Genomic DNA, 15,607 nt, shown 5'->3' with positions numbered 1-15,607 from the left:
GATCCCCCGCGGATGGTGCGACAGGAGCTCCTGTTACAGAGCTAGGGTATAAACAGCCGGGCTATAAGCAGCCAAGCGCGTCTGCCGTACCTGAAAAGGCGGATATAGCGATATATTCCGCGAACCGGGGTGGCACCGCGAAACCAAATCTCGTCCCCAAGACTACGGTCTTGGAGGCGGGATTTTTTGTTTTTTCAAGAGTGGTTAGGCATTCAAACAAACGATGAAGGAGGTTTATCGGATGACCATGAATAAGGAGCATGAACCATCCGTCGATTTTTTGGAAAAGGAGGTACGGGAGGACGTTAAAAACAATGCGTATTCAAGGCCGGTCGCGACGCGTTTTCCGCCCGAACCGAACGGGTACTTGCATATCGGAAGCGCATATGCGATCCATATCAATCATTCCATTGCGCGGAAATTTAACGGTACGTTCAACCTGCGCCTGGATGATACGAATCCCGTAAAAGAAGAGAGCAAGTACGCGGAATCGATCCAAGAGGACGTCCGATGGCTGGGCTTGAATCCGCCGGTTTTTTATGGATCGGACTATTCGGAGCGTTACGCCGAAGCGGCTGTCGTTCTCATTCGCAAAGGAAAGGCGTATGTTTGCGACCTGACGCCGGAACAAATGACGGCATACCGTGGAACGTTGACGGAGCCCGGCAAGGACAGCCCGTTCCGCAACCGGTCGGTCGAAGAAAACCTGCGCCTGTTCGAGGGCATGAAAAACGGGGACTATCCCGCGTCATCGAAGGTTCTCCGCGCCAAAATCGACATGTCTTCGCCTAACATGAACCTGCGTGACCCCGTATTGTACCGCATTATTCAAGCGGAGCATTACCGGACCGGGAAGCGATGGTGTATATACCCGATGTATGATTTCGCCCACCCGATCCAGGACTGGATCGAAGGGATTACCCATTCCTTATGCTCGGCGGAGTTTTTCGAACATCGCCCGCTCTATGAATGGGTCCTACGCGAAGCCGGGGCGGAAGAACCTCCAAAACAAAGGGAATTCGGCCGTTTGAACGTTTCGGGTTCCGTCACGAGCAAACGATATATTCGGGAGCTGGTGGAAGGAGGTTATGTCGACGGCTGGGACGATCCCAGGCTTCCGACGCTTAAAGGGCTAAGGCGAAGAGGCGTCACGCCGGAAGGATTGGCAAGCTTTTTGGAGGCGGTGGGCGTCCTAAGGCAAAACAGCACGGTGGATTCGGCGATGTTAGACCATTTTATCCGAAGGGATCTGAAAGAAAAAGCCGTCGGCGTGATGGCGGTATTGGAACCGTTAAAGGTCGTCATTACGAATTATCCCGAGGATCAAACTGAGATACTTCGGCTGAAAAACAACGAAAACAATGAAGCGCTTGGCATCAGGGAGGTCCCGTTTTCGAGGGAGTTGTTCATTGAAAAGGAAGATTTCATGGAGGCTCCGGCCGCAGGATTTCACCGGCTTTCTCCCGGCGTGGAGGTTCGGCTCAAAGGCGCTTATTTTTTGAAATGCGAACATGTCGTAAAAGACCCGGCCACGGGGGATGTGCGGGAGCTGCATTGCTCGTATGATCCGGAGACCAAAAGCGGTTCGGGATTCAACGCGAGAAAGGTCCAATCGACGATCCATTGGGTATCGGCCAAGCACGGCGTAACCGCGGAAGTTCATGCTTACGAGAAGCTGCTCCGGGACGGCATCCAAATTCTCGAATCGGGCAACAACTGGGAGGAGCTCGTGAACCCCGATTCGCGGATCGTTATAAAAAAGGCGGTAATGGAGCCGTTTATGCGGCATGCCGAGCCGGGAGCAAAATATCAATTCATAAGACACGGGTATTTTTGCTTGGATTCGGGATACGCTGCGGATCACAAGCGGGTATTTAACCGGATTGTGGCTTTGAAGGATTCGTGGAAAAAAACGTGATCCGGCGGAGAAATTTTTTTCATGCCGTTTGGGAACGATTCGCCGTTCTTTTCTGTTATACTCAGAATGAGATTTTACAGAAGGGACGAACGTAATCGCTGCATGGGAGACTCAAATACAACAATCGGGCTGCTGGCGCATGTCGATGCGGGAAAAACGACGTTTGCGGAGCAGCTTTTATACCATACGAACAGCATTCGCAGCCGGGGAAGGGTGGATCATAAGGATGCCTTCCTGGACAGCCACGAGCTGGAGCGGGCGCGAGGCATTACCATTTTTGCCGGTCAGGCCGTCATGGAATGGCGCGGTTCGACGTATTATTTGATCGATACCCCGGGGCACGTGGATTTTTCGGCGGAGATGGAACGGGCCGTGCAGGCGATGGACTATGCCGTTGTCATCGTCAGCGCGGTCGAGGGAGTCGAGGGGCATACGGAAACGGTTTGGCAGCTGCTGCGGGCATACGACATTCCGGTGCTGTTTTTTATCAATAAAATGGACCGCGAAGGGGCGGACGCTTTCGTCGTGCTTGAACAAATCCGCCAACACCTTACGAAGGAAGCCTGCTTGATCCCGGGGGCGCTTAACGAAGGAATCGGCGAGCCGGTGATCGAATTTGCCGCGGAACGCGACGAAACATTGCTAGGCTTGTACTTGGATGGGAAAGTTACGGATGATCGGGCGGTCGAAAGCCTTCGCACGTTAGTCAAACAACGAAGACTATTTCCCGTGATGTACGGTTCGGCGCTTCAGGATCAAGGAATCGCCGGGTTTCTCGCCAATTTGGAGCTGCTTACCGAGACGGAATACGATCCTTCGGGAGAGGCAGCCGCGCGCGTGTTCAAAATTCGCCATGACGCACAAGGCGTCCGCCTTACGCATATGAAGCTTTTGCAGGGGCAACTGCGCGTGCGGGACGAAATCGGTTATGTCGATGGCGCCGGGGAGCGGCTGCAGGAGAAAATTACTTCGATTCGGGTCTACAACGGAGAAAAATTCACTGCGGTGGACGAAGCTTGTGCCGGCCAACTCGTGGCCGTAACCGGATTATCCGCCGTTCCGGCAGGCGCAGGGCTGGGCGCGGAAAAGGAGCGGAAAGCTTTTGAACTTGTCCCTGCCCTGAAGTCCAAAGTAAGGTACGATCCCGCCGTTTCGATCCGGGAGGTGCTGCGCTGCTTTCAGATCCTCCATGCGGAAGATCCGTCGCTCGGCGTCGTCTGGGACGAACCGCTGCAGGAGCTTCATATTCATGTGATGGGGATCATTCAGCTGGAGGTGCTGAAACAGGTCGTGCTGGACCGTTTCCGCCTTGAGGTGTCATTCGGTAAACCGGAAATTTTGTACAAAGAAACCGTAGCCAACGCGACGATCGGTTGCGGGCACTTCGAACCGCTCGGCCATTATGCGGAAGTTCATCTGAAGATCGAACCGGGACCCGAGGGGAGCGGCGTGACCTTCGTCAACGACTGTCATCCCGACGATCTGAGCGTCGGCTACCAGCATTTAATCGGTCAGCATTTGACCGAAAAAGAGCATCGGGGCCTGCTGACGGGTTCCCCTTTGACGGATATCGTCGTGACTTTGCTGACGGGCCGGGCGCATAACAAACATACGTCGGGCGGGGATTTCCGGGAAGCGGCGCTGCGCGCGCTGCGGCAAGGCCTGGAGAAAGCGGACAACATACTGTTGGAACCGTATTATGCTTTTAAGCTGAAAGTGGGAGCGGACCACATCGGCAGGGCGATGTCGGATATCCAGCAGGCGCGGGGAAGCTTCGAACCGCCGGAGATCGACGGAGACACGGCTATCTTAAGCGGAGAAGCGCCGGTCGCGACGCTGATGGATTATCCGGCGGAAGTGGCCGCGTATACGAAAGGCAAGGGGGCGCTCACGCTTCGCCTCGGCGGATACCGGCCATGCGGCAACGCGGCGGAAATCATCGCTTCCAAACCATACGACAAGGATGCGGATCCCGAATATACGTCAACGTCGATTTTTTGCGCGAAGGGCAAAGGTTTCAGCGTTGCTTGGAACGAGGCGGACGGATACATGCATGCGGAAGTGCCCGGCATCCATGGCATGAAATAAAAGTAGACGGCGATATAGGGCTGCGGCTTCTGCCTCTGCTTCAGGACAGTGCCGAAGTTCAGGCCGTCGAAAAAGGATAGATGTTACCATCCAGACAAAACGACGTTGCTCCTTTTCCCGAGACGAGCAGAATTAGCGCATCGCACCGTTCGGACAATCCGACGGCGGACGCTTCGTTGATGTCAAACAAGCGGTCCCAAAAGATCTGCTCGGTGACGGGCAGCATACTGCCAGCGGAAACGACCTTGTCGGCTTGAATCAGCACGGCGCCGGACTGCAATCTGCTTCCCGGGTGAAAAATCGATTCCAGCAGCGGGCTTGAAATTTGGGCGTTGATGGCGGTTCCGCCCTTGATGTAAGGCGCTACGGGGTCGCTTTTTTCCAAAACGATAAGCGCTTCCTGGCCTTTCAAGCTCATTCGGTGGACGGCGCGGGAAAGTTCGCTGCTGGATGACGTATACTCGGACAGAAGGCAGTTCAGAAAATAGGTGGAAACCAACGTTTCCAATTCGGCGAATTCTTTGGAGATTTCCTCCAGATCGTTCAAAATTCGTATATCGTTTTGACCGAACGCCGTGATGCTGTCCTGGAGCATGCCCACAATATGATGCAGCTGTTTCGTCATTTCCTCATGCAGCAGCGTGGGATCATTCTGACAGTTCTTTTTAATCATGGCATCATCACACTCCCAACCATTCGTTTCGTCTATTTGAGGGTTTGAAAGGGGTATAGCGCCCCGTTAAACGAAAATGACTCTTTTCCCGTCTCTTCGGAGACGACAAACACAAGCGCATCCGTCCGTTCCGACATGCCGATGGCTGCGCGATGACGGGTTCCGAGCTTTTTGTTAGGGTATATTTTTTTGGTAAGCGGGAGAATGTTGGCGGCCGAGACGATCGTGTCTTTGCGGATTAATACGGCCCCGTCATGCAGCGGGCTTCCGACATGGAAGATGGAATCAAGGAGCTCGCTGGAGATTTCGGCAAACAGGGGCGTGCCCCTCGTAATCCAATCGTCGACCGGCTTCTCCCTCTCAATGACGATGAGGGCTCCTTTCCGGATTTCGCTGAGCTGGCCGACGGCTTTAATAATTTCCCCGCACTTTGTCGTGTACGGGAAAAGCAAACGATTCAAATGATATCTGGACGCCATTTTGCCGGCGGTTGAAAACCGTTTGTACAGATGTTTGATCTCCTTGAGAATCCCGATTTGCTCCTTGTCCAAGGATGAAATTAATGAGCCGATGCCATCCGAGATATCCTCAAGCCGTCGTTTGATTTCTTCCGGCTGCAGAGACAAGCCGTCGTATTCGTTTTCCACGGGATGGGCCTCCTTTGCTGTTCAATACAATGATTCCCTCGAATGGAGATAATTATTTGTTCGCCGGCAATGTTCGCTCGGATGGTTCATGTTTTGAAAAAACAGCATGAAATAGCCCCGCCTTGCTGCGCAAGGCGGGGCTGTAAGCTTTACATAGCGCTGCTTGATTAAGCGCCGCTGCTGGACAACAGCTTCAACGACTCGCGGTTAAAGGTGGGCAAATCGTCCGGAGTGCGGCTAGTGACGATGTTGCGGGACACCACGACTTCCTCGTCTTTGTAGTTGGCTCCGGCGTTTTTCAGATCGTTGCGGATGGATCGATAGCCGGTAATGTCCACGCCTTTCAGCAAATCGGTGTCGATCAACAACTGCGGTCCGTGGCAGATGGCAAAGACGGGTTTTCCTTCTTGCACGAAGGTTTTGGCGAATTGCCCAAAACGGTCGTCCGCGCGCAGTTGATCCGGCGAGAATCCGCCAGGTATCAGCAATGCATCGAAGTCTTCCGGATTGGCTTCGTCAATGCCCAGATCGATGCGGACTTTCCCGCCTTTTTTGCCGGTAATTTGGCGGCCTGCTTTTGTTTCGATCGTGACGACTTCATGGCCGGCTTCTTGCAATGCTTTGGCCGGTTCGGTAAATTCGACGTCTTCAAACAGGTCCGTGATGAGGGTTGCGATTTTTTTGCCCATGGTTGTCATCCTCCTAACATTTAAAAGCATTCATTATGGTACTTACCACAAACATAGCCGATTGAATTGTTTTCACACAAAATAAACGAAGACCCTCCACGGTTGTGAATACCGATGGAAGGTCTTCGTTTTTAACGGTTTGCTATCTTCCCTGCGCCTGCCAATGCTCCGGTCTGATAAGGGAGGAAGGGATTTTGGTGTCGGCGTCTCCTTTTGCCGCATTCACCTGGGCTTGCGTCAGGAAAATGCTCCCTCGAAGGTCCGCGCCCCGGAGATCGGCATCCCGAAAATCCGCCCCGATCAAATCGGCGCCTTTCAAATCGGCCGACCGGAGATCGGCTGCGATCAGGTATGCACCTCGCAAGCTTTGGTATCTCAGATCGGCTCCTTTCAGCTTGGCCCCGATCAGGTCGGCGCCGCGTTCGGGGATTTTTCTTTGTTTCGGCTGACCTTTAAGTTTGCTCTGCCCGTCTTCCCGGACAAGCCGGCTTGTCTGCAGTAGGAGCGCATTGATGTCCGCCCGGTAAGCGGTCATATCGATCTTCAAAAGCGATTCCGGATCGAGACGGGTAAGCCGGTCGGTTTCCTCTAGAGCTGAATCCAGTTCAGCGTGTATGGGGGCGGCGGATTCCAATGTCCGGGCTTCGGTCAAATACCACAAAAGCTCGTGAAGCTGCCACATGACCGGAAAGACGTCGAACATTTGCGCCGCGGTCTCCGGCGATCGGCGCCAGTCGCGCCCGCGGTAGGTTTCTTGGGAAACTTGCTGCCCGGCTCCAAAGCAGTCGTACACCGTGCATCCGCGCATGCCCCGCTCCCGAAGATCCTTGTGGACGCCGCAGCGGAAATCCGCATCCAGGTTCCGGCAGGGCGTCCCGGCTTTTTTATCGAAAGCGAAGTCTGCCGATGCGGCATAAGGAAGAGCGACGCAGCATAATCCGAAGCATTGCCCACAGTCTGCCCGAAGGCGGGAACGGTCGGTATCATGGGGGTCGTTTTGAACGTTTTGCATAAAATCTCCTTCGGTCCGTAATGATGTAATGGATCATTGCTTTATTTCATCGTGTACTCATTGTACATCATTTTCTAAGATAAAAAGCGGAATTTTGACGAAGGCTCCGGCTGCAAGAATGAATCGTCGTGACATGATTCGCCTACAATCGATCGGAAGCAGCCGGAATCCCGACGTTTTTTTGATTGCCAAATGAAAAGATTTCCATTAAGATCATATTAGTACGATCGTTCTATTGTTTGCGGTGTTTCGGGTATGAGGATGTTTGTTTTTCGCGCCTAGATTAGAACGATCGTCCAAAATATTCGAAAGTGGTGGAGGCCATGCATTGGGTTTATTGGGTTTTAGGGGGATTAAATGTTTTGATGTGGGGGAGCATTGCGATTATTTTTACCGCAAAAGCAAGAGAGATCGGCGTCCTGCATCGCACGAGGGAAGAGGCGCAAATGCCAAAGCCGTTCGTTTCCGTCGTCGTTGCCGCCAGAAACGAGCAAAAAGCGTTGGAACGCTGCGTCCGGTCTATAATGGAGCAAACGTACGAGCCGTTGGAGGTCATTCTGGTCAACGATCGTTCCGAGGACGGGACTGCCGCGATTGCGGCCAAGCTCGCGCAAGCTTATCCGAACGTGACCGTGCTGAATGTGCGGGAGCTGCCGGAACAATGGATGGGGAAAAGCCATGCCTTATTCCAAGGCACCCAAATCGCCAAAGGGGAGTGGCTTCTGTTTACGGATGCGGACATCTTGTTTCAGCCAGAATGCATCTCCAAGGCGGTTGCGTACATGCATCGGCATGAGCTCGACCATCTGACGATGATCCCCGATTTTACCGGACCGCATTTCATTTCGAAATGGTATGCCGCCTTTATTTTCATGAGCGCCTCGTCCTTCGGACAGCTGTGGAAAATCAAGGATCCGAAGTCGCAACAATCGCTTGGCGTCGGAGCGTTTAACCTGGTGAAACGGGAAGCCTACGACAAAATCGGCACCCATGCGGCCTTTTCTTACGTGACGACGGATGACGCGGAGCTCGGAAAACGGATCAAAAAAGCCGGATACCGTCAGGATGCCATCTATGGAACGCGGATGATCGGGGTTTGGAACTGGTATGAGAGCCTGAAGCAGCTGATCGGAAGCGTCGAAAAATCCGTATTCAGCTATCCGAAGGCCGTGATCACCGCTTTGTCCTGTCTATTGACCATGATTTATCCTTGGGTCGGATTGTTTGTCGGTCCATTATCCGGCCGCGTGTTATGCGGAATCAGCGTGCTGTCGGTGTTATGGCTGTATTTTATCTATTCGCGGTATTCGGGCAGCGGTTTCTGGTACGGGATCGTCCATCCGTTCATCGGCCTGATTCTGACGGTCGGCGGATTTCAGGGAGCTTACCGCGCATCCCGGCGCGGAGGGATGACCTGGCGGGGAACGACGTACGATCGCACTCATTTGAAAGCGTAAACTATAGAAGCAGCTTCTCCGTCGGCGGAGAGGCTTTTTTTAGTCAGCTTGCGGATTTTTATTATGAAAATATGAACATAAAACATTCGCTTGACTTCGTTTGAATGACGGAGTATATTACTTAAGTGTTAAATGATTAAGTCACTTATTTATTAGAATCTAATTAAATAAAGCTTAATTAATTCAATAGTTTCAGCATAAGGATTTTGCGAGTGAATCCGAAAAAGGCGGACTTCAACGGGCAATGTTGCAAAATCCGGACAAAAACGCAGTAGAGAACGTGCGAGGAGGTTTGCATTTTGCCAAAAAGCGAATTGCTGTTTGAAGTTTCGGGGATGTTCCGCCAACTGCTGAAAGGCATGTCGCATGAATGGAACAAATTCAGCACCAAGGAATACAGTCTCACTTTTCCGCAATTTCAGGTTTTGTATACCCTAAAAATGCGCGGCTCCCTCAAAGTGTCGGAGCTGGCGGACGCGCTGGCGCTTACGTCTCCGGCGATTACGAGCTTGACCGACAAGCTGATTGCGGCGGGGTACGTCAAACGCGAGCGGGCGGAGGACGACCGCCGGGTGGTGTATACGATGATCACGGAAAAAGGGTATGACATCATCGACAAGGTGACCGAAGACCAAAAGGAGGTCATTCAGGTATTTTTCGGCATGTTGTCCGAGGAAGATATCCAGCATTTGAGAAGAATCTTCTCCTCAATGCTTTTGAATATAGATCAAAACAACGTTTAGAGGTGAAGGAGAGGGAATGGAGCATTTAACGTTAAAACGTAAAATAACCATCATGATCGCGATCATGGCCGCCATGTTTTTTGCCGCCATCAACCAGACGATAACCAGTACGGCAATGCCGCGCATTATCGCGATTCTTGACGGAATGGACTATTATACTTGGACCATCAACATTTATTTGCTGACGTCCACCATCGCAACCATACTGGTCGGCAAGCTGTCCGACATGTTCGGACGGAAACCGTTCATTCTTATCGGTATATTGTTTTTTATGGTCGGGGCCTTTTTGACGGGGACTTCCACCGACGTCTACCAATTTATTATTTACCGCGGGATTCAAGGGATCGGCGCGGGGATCATCCAGTCCACCGCCTTTACGGCCGTCGGCGACTTGTTCCCTCCGCGTGAACGGGGCAAATGGATGGGTCTGATGACCGCTGTGTTCGGCTTCTCCAGCGTGCTGGGACCGACGCTTGGCGGTTATCTAGTCGACCATATCGATTGGCACTGGCTGTTCTGGATTTTCCTCCCATTGGGCATTGTGGCGTTTATCATGATCATGATGCTGTTCCCGAAAGTGGACAAAAAGAAAGGGCAGCATATCGACTATTTGGGATCGCTGTTCCTTACCACGACGATCGTTCCGCTGCTGCTTGCGTTCTCTTGGGCAGGCACGGAGTACCCGTGGGGTTCTTGGCAAATCATCAGCTTGATCGCAGCCGCGGTCGTATCCGCCCTGATTTTCATTTTTATCGAAACGAAAGTGAAGGAACCGATTCTTCCGCTGCATTTGTTTAAAAACGGCGTCGTAACGATCTCGAACATTATCGGCTTCATCATGAACTTTGGATTGATGGGCGCCATGATATACATTTCGTTCTACGTGCAGGGCGTGCTGGCGATTTCGCCGACCTACGCGGGTTACGTGACGCTGCCGATGTCCCTGTGCATGGTCATCACAAGCGCCATCACCGGTCAACTGATCGCCAAATCGGGCAAATACAAACGGTTTGCGCTCATCGGCATGCCGATCATGATCATCGGTATGGGCATCATGATCTTTATGAACAGCTTGTGGATGACGATTCTCAGCTTGATCATCTTTGGAGTAGGTCTGGGCCTTGGTATGCCGGTCTTCTCGCTGGCGACCCAAAACGCAGTTTCGCATAAAGAGCTTGGCGTCGTCACAGCTTCATCGCAGCTGTTCCGTAACCTCGGGGGTACGATCGGGATCGCGGTCATGGGAACGGTCATGTCCAACAGCTTGACCAAAAACCTGAAGGAAGCTCTCCAATCGGCGAGCGCGCCGGATTTCAGCAAGTTGGATCCGAAGCTGGCGCAAAACATGCTTTCTTTTGCCAATCCGCAAACGCTGATGAACAAGCCGCTCGTCGAAAAGACCGAAGCCAGCCTGCCGGCGGAAGCCAAGCAGCTCTTCGTTCAAATGATCGACAGCATCCGCGACGCGCTTGGAAATACGCTTTCTACGGTGTTCCTTACCGGTACGCTCGTCCTTGTTGTGGCGCTCCTGCTCGTATTTTTCCTGAAGGAGCTGCCGCTTCGCTCGACAAACCAGGCGCCTGAAGCCGGGGATGCAAAAGAAAAATCCGATGTCAGACCAGGCAAAACGCTGACGGCGGAATAAGGCTTTTCCAACGCAAAATACAGTGCAACATAAACGGTGCTCCGGCAGCTCAGGCTGGCTGGAGCACCGTTTTCTTTATTTGATGGGGATTATGCGAAATCCAATGGAACATAATGGTTGACAACGGAATCTGCTGCGAATATAATACAATTAACAAAACGTTAAATGTTAAATAATCAATAAAGAGAGGCTGACTTCATGTCCAACGAACAAGCGCTCGAGCAATACGACGCTAAAAAGTACAGAACGCCGGACGGTTATACCTCTGACATCGCCGTATTCACCATCTTGAGCGACAGACCCGAAGCGTTCAAGCCGCCCGCCATGAAGCTGAACATTATGCTGATCAAGCGCAGCATGACGGACAGCGAGGGGCGTCCGAACATCGAAGCCGGCAAGTGGGCTTTGCCGGGAGGCTTCGTAAACGAGACGGAAAGCGCGTTTCAATCGGCGCAGCGGGAGTTAAAAGAAGAAACCGGGGTCGACCGGATTCATCTCGAGCATTTCGGGGTGTATGACACGCCGGGACGCGATCCCCGCGGCTGGATTATTTCCAACGCCCACTACGCGATCGTTCCGGAGCACCGGCTGGCGGGGCGGGTGGCGCAGGATGATGCGAGCGAGGTGGCGCTGTTTCCGGTGGATGAAGTCCTTGGGCTCGATCTGGCTTTTGACCATGAGGCGATCATCCGGGATGCGGTGGCGGTCATTCGCAAGAAACTGCTGGAGACGACGGCGGCAAAAGCGTTTTTGCCCGAGGAGTTTACTTACTCCGAATTGCAGGCGGTGCTTCTGACCGTGACCGACGATTCCGCCGTTGCGCTGGATGCCGCGTTCGCCCGCAAAATCAAATCCCTGCCTTTCATCGAGGAAATCGAGGGGAAAAAGACGACGCGAACGTCCAAAAAACCGACGCAGCTGTACCGTTTTAACGACATGGAAGCGAACAACTCAATTTATTACGCGAAAAAGTAATGGATCAGGAGGAATCGTGATGAACGAAATGAAGAAAAAGGCGCTGATCAACATCGATTACACGAACGATTTTGTGGCGGCCGACGGGGCTTTGACCTGCGGCGAACCCGGGCAAAAGATCGAACAGCGCATCGTGCAGATTACCGAAGAATTCGTGAACAATCAAGATTTCGTCGTATTTGCCGTCGATTTGCACAAGGCCGGGGACATGCTTCATCCGGAAACGAAGCTGTTCCCGCCGCATAACATCGAAGGCACCGCCGGCCGGCACCTGTACGGAGCCCTGCAGGGCGTTTACGAGGCAGCCAAAGATTCGGACCACGTCTATTGGATGGATAAAACGAGATACAGCGCGTTCGCGGGCACCGATCTGGAGCTTCAACTGCGGGCACGAGGCATTGCCGAGCTTCACCTCGTCGGCGTTTGCACCGACATTTGCGTTCTGCATACCGCGGTGGATGGTTACAACAAAGGTTTCGACCTGGTCATCCACGAAGATGCGGTGGCGAGCTTCGATGCCGAAGGCCATGTGTGGGCGCTGCGGCATTTTAAAGGTTCGCTGGGCGCGAAGGTCGTCTAATTATTGCTGTTTTTTACGCAAAAGGAGGATCATGCCATGACACGCAACACGTTTCAAATCCCCGAGGCGCCTTATCCGGACGACAGCTTGGCGCTGCATACGGACAAATACCAAATCAACATGACCCAAGTATACTGGCAGGACGGAATTCACGATCGGAAAGCGGTATTCGAAGTCTATTTCCGCAAAATTCCGTTTCAGAACGGCTACGCCGTGTTTGCGGGATTGGAGCGTCTCGTCCGCTATTTGCAGGAATTCCGGTTCTCCGACAACGACTTGGCGTATCTGAAGGAAGACGGATATCCCGACGCTTTTCTCGAGTATTTGAAATCGGTGCGTTTCACGGGGACGGTCCGTTCCATGAGGGAAGGCGAGCTGGTTTTTGCCAACGAACCGATGCTCCGGGTCGAAGCTCCGCTGGCGGAAGCGCAGTTGATCGAAACGGCCGTGCTGAACATCATCAACTTTCAAACGCTGATCGCGACCAAAGCTTCCCGGATCAAACAAATCGTCGGCGACGAAACGACCATGGAATTCGGGACTCGCCGGGCGCAGGAACTGGATGCGGCGATTTGGGGCACGCGGGCCGCTTTCATTGCCGGTTTCGACGCAACGTCGAACGTCCGGGCGGGAAAGCTGTTCGGCATCCCGACGGCAGGCACGCACGCCCATGCGATGGTGCAGGCCTATCGCGACGAATACGCCGCTTTTCGCAAATATGCCGAATGCCATACGGACTGCGTGTTTTTGGTGGATACGTACGATACGCTCCGTTCGGGTGTCCCGACGGCGATCGAGGTTGCGAAGGAATTCGGCGATCGGATAAAATTTAAAGGAATTCGCCTGGATAGCGGCGACCTTGCTTATTTGTCGAAAGAAGCCCGGAAAATGCTCGACGAGGCCGGATTTACGGATGCCAAAATTTACGCGTCGAATGATCTCGACGAGCACACCATTTTGAATTTGAAGGCGCAGGGTGCCAAAATCGATGTGTGGGGCATCGGAACGAAGCTGATTACGGCATACGACCAACCGGCGCTTGGGGCCGTATATAAGCTGATCGCCATCGAAGACGAAAACGGGGAAATGGCCGATACGATCAAAATCAGCTCGAACCCGGAAAAAATATCGACGCCCGGCCGGAAAAGGGTCTTCCGCATCATCAATAAAACAAACGGCAAATCGGAAGGCGACTATATCGCCCTGGAGCACGAAGAGCCGCAGAGCCAAGAACGGCTGAAAATGTTCCACCCGGTTCATACGTACATTGCGAAATTCGTGACGAACTTCGAGGCGAGGGAGCTTCATCATACGGTGATCGAAAACGGCGACCTGGTGTATCGGCTGCCCGCTCTGCGCGAAATCCAAACCTTCGTGAAGGAAAATCTGAACGTATTGTGGGATGAATACAAGCGGCTGCTCAATCCGGCCGAATATCCGGTTAATTTGAGCCAGGAATGCTGGGACAACAAAATGAAACGGATTGAGGAAATCCAGGAAAGAGTGAACCGGAGGGTTCAAGCTTAAGGAGGATCCTATGGCTAAAATCGGGATATACGGCTCGTCTTTTGATCCGATTACGAACGTGCATCTGTGGACGGCAAGCACCGTCGCGCAGCGCTGCAAGCTGGACCGCGTCATTTTCCTGCCCTGCTCGAGCAAAAGAACCGACAAACAGCTTCATATCAGCGACGAGCATCGCTGGAACATGGTGCTGATGGCGATCGAAGGCAATGATAAATTCGTCGCGGACGACTACGAGATGAAGCTGGCCGGATGGGAAATCGCCACGTATTTGACCTTAAAGCATTTTAAAGCCAAGTTCCCGGAGGATGAGATCTATTTTATTATGGGAGCAGACCTGCTGCTGGATATCGGCGAAGGGAAATGGAAGAAGTCCGAAGAGCTGATTCAGGAAAACAAATTTATCGTCATGGCGAGAGACGGCATCAACATGCTTACGGCCATCAGCAAATCGCCGATCTTGCGTAATAGCGATGACGGCCAAACGTTTCATCTGATCGATAAGGGGCTGGCTATGGAAATCAGCTCGAGTTATATCCGGGACGAACTGAAAATGGGCGGGGAACCCCGTTATTTGGTGCCCGAAAACTGCTACAGCTACATCAAAACCCACAAATTGTATGCATGAGGCATGTCAAAAACCGAAAAAGGGAGTATGTAAAACGATGAGCACGCAAGAACAAATCATGAAAGAGCTGCACGTAAAACCGGCAATCGACGCGAAGGAGGAGATCCGCAGACGGGTAGATTTTCTGAAAGCTTACTGCAAAAAAGCCGGAGCGAAAGGTTTCGTTCTGGGCATCAGCGGCGGCCAGGACTCCTCGCTTGCCGGTCGCCTTTGCCAGCTGGCTGTGGAAGAGCTTCGGGCCGAAGGGTATGAAGCGTCGTTTTGCGCGGTCCGTCTGCCTTTCGGCGTTCAAAAGGATGAAGACGACGCGCAGGCGGCGCTGGCGTTCATTAAGCCGGATGAGTCCGTCGTTTTCAACATCGAAAGCGCCGTGAACGCCTTGGCCGGCACGTTTGCGGTTTCGACGGGCGGCGAGCTGTCGGACTATCATAAAGGGAACGTTAAAGCGAGAATGCGCATGATCGCCCAATACGCGATTGGGGGCGAACGCCAGTGCCTCGTCGTCGGTACTGATCATGCCGCGGAAGCTTTAACCGGCTTTTTCACCAAATTCGGAGACGGTGGGGCGGACGTGACGCCGTTGACGGGTTTGACCAAAGAACAAGGCCGCGAGCTGCTGAAGGAGCTCCATGCCGACGAGCGGTTGTATTTGAAAGTGCCGACGGCCGATTTGCTCGACAACAAGCCGCAGCAGGCGGACGAGACCGAACTTGGCATGAAGTACACGATCATTGACGAATATTTGACCGGAAAGCAGGTCGATACGGAAGATCGCGCGAAAATCGAACAACGCTACAAAAACACGGAGCATAAACGCCAGCTTCCGGTCACGCCTTTCGATGAATGGTGGAAATAAGAAGGGGCGTTGTTCCCAAAATAGATTGAAAGAAGCTCAGCGAATTGAACTGCACCCCAATTGTTAGACACACTCTAACAGTTGGAGGTGCAGTTTTTTTATGACCAAATTTACGAAGGATAGGAAATTGGCGATAATTCAAGGGTATAACTCTGATCTTCTGTCGCTAACG

General features: G+C 52.7%; 14 protein-coding genes. 10 read left to right on the top strand and 4 right to left on the bottom strand.

The window, feature by feature from the left end; all coding sequences use genetic code 11:
- Positions 1-241 precede the first annotated feature (241 nt).
- Both RJP21_RS30380 and RJP21_RS30375 read left to right on the top strand, forming a co-directional pair.
- Positions 242-1,918 carry a glutamine--tRNA ligase/YqeY domain fusion protein gene (locus RJP21_RS30380; RefSeq protein ID WP_310862527.1) on the top strand — a complete coding sequence of 559 codons (1,677 nt, stop codon included), beginning with the start codon at positions 242-244 and terminating at the stop codon, positions 1,916-1,918.
- Between the two features lie 102 nt (positions 1,919-2,020).
- Positions 2,021-4,006 (top strand): GTP-binding protein, encoded by a 1,986-nt coding sequence (locus tag RJP21_RS30375; RefSeq protein WP_310862526.1) that lies wholly within the window; start codon positions 2,021-2,023, stop codon positions 4,004-4,006.
- 58 nt (positions 4,007-4,064) lie between these two features.
- Here the strand turns inward: RJP21_RS30375 and RJP21_RS30370 are convergent, their stop codons facing one another.
- The 4 genes from RJP21_RS30370 to RJP21_RS30355 all read right to left on the bottom strand — a co-directional run bounded on the left by RJP21_RS30370 (position 4,065) and on the right by RJP21_RS30355 (position 7,027).
- Positions 4,065-4,679, bottom strand: coding sequence for a diadenylate cyclase (locus tag RJP21_RS30370; RefSeq protein WP_310862525.1), 615 nt, complete (start codon positions 4,677-4,679; stop codon positions 4,065-4,067).
- A 32-nt stretch (positions 4,680-4,711) separates the two neighbouring features.
- Entirely contained in the window at positions 4,712-5,326 is a 615-nt protein-coding gene (cdaS, locus tag RJP21_RS30365) for a sporulation-specific diadenylate cyclase CdaS (RefSeq protein WP_310862524.1), read from the bottom strand.
- Positions 5,327-5,493: 167 nt separating this feature from the next.
- Entirely contained in the window at positions 5,494-6,015 is a 522-nt protein-coding gene (locus RJP21_RS30360) for a type 1 glutamine amidotransferase domain-containing protein (protein ID WP_310862523.1), read from the bottom strand.
- 142 nt (positions 6,016-6,157) lie between these two features.
- The gene (locus RJP21_RS30355) at positions 6,158-7,027 is read right to left on the bottom strand and encodes a pentapeptide repeat-containing protein (RefSeq protein ID WP_310862522.1); all 870 of its coding nucleotides are present in this window, start codon (positions 7,025-7,027) and stop codon (positions 6,158-6,160) included.
- 365 nt (positions 7,028-7,392) lie between these two features.
- Between RJP21_RS30355 and RJP21_RS30350 the strand changes: the two genes are divergently transcribed.
- The 8 genes from RJP21_RS30350 (at position 7,393) to nadE (ending at position 15,435) form a co-directional block, all read left to right on the top strand.
- Positions 7,393-8,484, top strand: coding sequence for a glycosyltransferase family 2 protein (locus tag RJP21_RS30350; protein ID WP_310862544.1), 1,092 nt, complete (start codon positions 7,393-7,395; stop codon positions 8,482-8,484).
- Positions 8,485-8,783: 299 nt separating this feature from the next.
- Entirely contained in the window at positions 8,784-9,227 is a 444-nt protein-coding gene (locus RJP21_RS30345; protein WP_160042176.1) for a MarR family winged helix-turn-helix transcriptional regulator, read from the top strand.
- Between the two features lie 16 nt (positions 9,228-9,243).
- Positions 9,244-10,872, top strand: coding sequence for a DHA2 family efflux MFS transporter permease subunit (locus tag RJP21_RS30340; protein WP_310862521.1), 1,629 nt, complete (start codon positions 9,244-9,246; stop codon positions 10,870-10,872).
- 198 nt (positions 10,873-11,070) lie between these two features.
- Positions 11,071-11,847 (top strand): NUDIX hydrolase, encoded by a 777-nt coding sequence (locus RJP21_RS30335; protein WP_310862520.1) that lies wholly within the window; start codon positions 11,071-11,073, stop codon positions 11,845-11,847.
- A gap of 28 nt (positions 11,848-11,875) precedes the next feature.
- Positions 11,876-12,427: a cysteine hydrolase family protein gene (locus RJP21_RS30330; protein WP_310862543.1), complete on the top strand. Its 552-nt coding sequence runs from the start codon at positions 11,876-11,878 to the stop codon at positions 12,425-12,427.
- Between the two features lie 36 nt (positions 12,428-12,463).
- Positions 12,464-13,954: a nicotinate phosphoribosyltransferase gene (locus RJP21_RS30325; RefSeq protein ID WP_310862519.1), complete on the top strand. Its 1,491-nt coding sequence runs from the start codon at positions 12,464-12,466 to the stop codon at positions 13,952-13,954.
- A 10-nt stretch (positions 13,955-13,964) separates the two neighbouring features.
- The gene (nadD, locus tag RJP21_RS30320; protein ID WP_160042168.1) at positions 13,965-14,579 is read left to right on the top strand and encodes a nicotinate (nicotinamide) nucleotide adenylyltransferase; all 615 of its coding nucleotides are present in this window, start codon (positions 13,965-13,967) and stop codon (positions 14,577-14,579) included.
- A 37-nt stretch (positions 14,580-14,616) separates the two neighbouring features.
- Entirely contained in the window at positions 14,617-15,435 is an 819-nt protein-coding gene (nadE, locus tag RJP21_RS30315; RefSeq protein WP_160042166.1) for an ammonia-dependent NAD(+) synthetase, read from the top strand.
- The last annotated feature ends 172 nt before the right edge of the window (positions 15,436-15,607 follow it).

The organism is Paenibacillus sp. VCA1, assembly GCF_031583795.1.
In the GTDB taxonomy this organism is placed as follows: Bacteria; Bacillota; Bacilli; order Paenibacillales; family Paenibacillaceae; genus Paenibacillus_AQ; species Paenibacillus_AQ albilobatus.
The sequence above is the reverse complement of the archived record's forward strand: the minus strand, read 5'-3'. Positions and strand labels throughout refer to the sequence as shown.

What these genes read in the sequence shown, in the direction of transcription:
- RJP21_RS30380 (WP_310862527.1), top strand. Translation starts at nt 242, where the DNA reads ATGACCATGAATAAGGAGCATGAACCATCCGTCGATTTTTTGGAAAAG.
- RJP21_RS30375 (WP_310862526.1), top strand. Translation starts at nt 2,021, where the DNA reads ATGGGAGACTCAAATACAACAATCGGGCTGCTGGCGCATGTCGATGCG.
- RJP21_RS30370 (WP_310862525.1), bottom strand. Translation starts at nt 4,679, where the DNA reads ATGATTAAAAAGAACTGTCAGAATGATCCCACGCTGCTGCATGAGGAA.
- RJP21_RS30360 (WP_310862523.1), bottom strand. Translation starts at nt 6,015, where the DNA reads ATGGGCAAAAAAATCGCAACCCTCATCACGGACCTGTTTGAAGACGTC.
- RJP21_RS30355 (WP_310862522.1), bottom strand. Translation starts at nt 7,027, where the DNA reads ATGCAAAACGTTCAAAACGACCCCCATGATACCGACCGTTCCCGCCTT.
- RJP21_RS30350 (WP_310862544.1), top strand. Translation starts at nt 7,393, where the DNA reads ATGTGGGGGAGCATTGCGATTATTTTTACCGCAAAAGCAAGAGAGATC.
- RJP21_RS30340 (WP_310862521.1), top strand. Translation starts at nt 9,244, where the DNA reads ATGGAGCATTTAACGTTAAAACGTAAAATAACCATCATGATCGCGATC.
- RJP21_RS30335 (WP_310862520.1), top strand. Translation starts at nt 11,071, where the DNA reads ATGTCCAACGAACAAGCGCTCGAGCAATACGACGCTAAAAAGTACAGA.
- RJP21_RS30330 (WP_310862543.1), top strand. Translation starts at nt 11,876, where the DNA reads ATGAAGAAAAAGGCGCTGATCAACATCGATTACACGAACGATTTTGTG.
- RJP21_RS30325 (WP_310862519.1), top strand. Translation starts at nt 12,464, where the DNA reads ATGACACGCAACACGTTTCAAATCCCCGAGGCGCCTTATCCGGACGAC.
- nadD (WP_160042168.1), top strand. Translation starts at nt 13,965, where the DNA reads ATGGCTAAAATCGGGATATACGGCTCGTCTTTTGATCCGATTACGAAC.
- nadE (WP_160042166.1), top strand. Translation starts at nt 14,617, where the DNA reads ATGAGCACGCAAGAACAAATCATGAAAGAGCTGCACGTAAAACCGGCA.